This window comes from Aquiflexum sp. (genome assembly GCF_977115555.1).
Genome location: NZ_CDSBKL010000614.1, coordinates 1 through 1,679, shown reverse-complemented (window position 1 = coordinate 1,679; position 1,679 = coordinate 1). Strand labels below are relative to the sequence as shown.

Annotated in this window: 2 protein-coding genes; both read left to right on the top strand. The window is 38.4% G+C overall.

All coding sequences use genetic code 11. The annotated features are described in order from the left end of the window. On the top strand, positions 1-200 hold a 200-nt coding region (locus tag ACZFYI_RS20105; protein WP_462525903.1), incomplete at its 5' end, for a hypothetical protein. Positions 201-285: 85 nt separating this feature from the next. After that, a partial coding sequence (locus ACZFYI_RS20100; RefSeq protein WP_462525902.1) for a toxin-antitoxin system YwqK family antitoxin occupies positions 286-1,679 on the top strand: 1,394 nt, incomplete at its 3' end.

The window sequence follows — 1,679 nt, the reverse complement described above, 5'->3', positions numbered from 1 at the left end:
ACTGCAACCATCCTTCCCCTTGGGCATATGGGCAGATCCTATCAACAGTAGTACCTGAAGGTAATTCAGGTATCGATAAAAAAGTTGAAAAAACTGATTTCTTGCAATTTTTTAAGCAAATCAAGCTATATCCGGATTTCACCAAGTCTTATGAGGCAGTTAAAAAAGAAATTAGGTTTATCTTAGATAATCATTGTTAATACTTTCCTTATTTCATAATTAGCGCTAATTTAGAACCTCATTTGTAGGGATACCGTTATTCAACAAAACAAGAAGCCAACCTATATGAAATATATTTTTGGAGTCATATTCTTCATTATATCTCTCAGTTTATCTGCCCAAGACAATCAAAATCTGGTTTCCCTTTACAACTCGGACTCCACATTGATAGGTACAGGGGTTTTGAGAGATGGAAGAATGGAAGGTCAATGGAGATTTCAAAATCCTAAAACCAACACATTGGTGCAGACCATTACTTTTAGCCAAGGAATAAGAGAAGGGGTGACGGTCAGTTTTCATCCAAATTCGGCAAAACACATTGAAGCAGAATACAGGTCGAACAAGTTGAATGGTTTTTACAAAGAATACGACAGGACGGGTACTCTAAAAACCGAAATGGTATTCAATGACAGTGTCAGGGTGGGACCCTACCGTGAATATTACGGAAGAGAGGGCCAACCTGATTTTGTCAATCCCAGGCAAGTCAAAGTCGAAGGACAATTTCTCAATGGGAATAGACATGGAAAATGGGTAACATTCTACAATACCGGAGATTTGGCTGTAGTACAAACTTATGAAAACGGAAAAGTAGAAGGTCCGCATATTGAATATGCAGCCGAAGGTGATGTCATGCTTCAGGTAAATTATAAAAATGACGTTCCCCATGGCCAATTTACCAGGTTTGCATTTGGAGGAATGGTGGAAGAAACCGGTGAATTTGAAAATGGAAGAAGGATTGGGAAATGGGTGACATATTTTCCAGGTACCAAAACATTAGAATCCGAAAAGTTTTTCGATGCTTTAGGAAATAAAACCGGTGAATGGAAATTCTATTATGAGAATAAAAGGGTAGCAAGAATTGAAAAATATGAAAATGATCTCCCTGTCGGTACTTGGGAGGAATTTTTCCCAAACAGATCACTTTCCAAAAGGAAAACCTATGAGTTGGGTTTACCTACCGGGAGTTACATTGAAAACCACGCCAGCGGCAATATATCCGTACAGGGTCAATACGCGAATGGAGTAAAAGACGGTCTTTGGAAAAGTTATTTTCCTGAAGGAAAAATTTATTCAATCGGTGAGTATAGAAATGACCTAAAAACCGGCCTTTGGAAGTATTTCAATAAAATCGGGATTTTGATTGCCGAAGGGGAATATACCTTAGGTTCAGAAAACGGCCAGTGGTTTTATTATTACGATGGAGGCCAATTGAAATCTGTGGGGAGTTACTTCCTTGGATTTGAAGATGGCACTTGGGGACTTTTTTATGATAACAAGCAGTTGACTCAGGAAGAATTTTGGACCAATGGCAGGTTGATTAATGTAGGAGATTATTTTTCCTATGACGGATCGGTAAGTTTGGAAAAGGGAAGTTTAAAAGATGGGAATGGAACCCGTATTACCTATTATATTGATGGAAGTAAAGAATCCGAAGGGAATTACCTAAGCGGAAAACCTGA